A 348-nucleotide genomic window follows, 5' to 3' on the forward strand; every position below is an offset into this window, starting at 1 on the left:
GTTTGCTGGAGATCAACAGCGCCGGCCGTGTCGAACGGCTGGTGCCGCTGCGCTATGGCCGCATGATCGAATCGCCTTTCACCTTCTACCGTGGCAGCGCCATCATCCAGGCGCATGACCTCGCCGGTACGCCGAATTCAGACATCCCCATCCAGATCTGCGGCGACTGCCACCTGGCCAACTTCGGCGGGTTTGCCAGCCCTGAACGCTCGCTGCTGTTCGACCTCAACGATTTCGACGARACCAGCCTCGGGCCCTGGGAATGGGACCTGAAGCGGCTTACCGCCAGCTTCGTGGTGGCGGGCCGGCATCTGCGCCACAAGCGGGGCGTGATCGACGACCTGGTCT

1 protein-coding gene is annotated in these 348 nt (G+C 64.0%); it reads left to right on the plus strand.

Going from position 1 to position 348, the window contains the following annotated elements:
• Positions 1-2 precede the first annotated feature (2 nt).
• Positions 3-348 (plus strand): DUF2252 family protein (locus tag AC1DN0_RS42070; protein WP_477146754.1); only part of this gene is annotated, 346 nt, incomplete at its 3' end.

This window comes from Cupriavidus sp. 05N39, assembly GCF_056397325.1.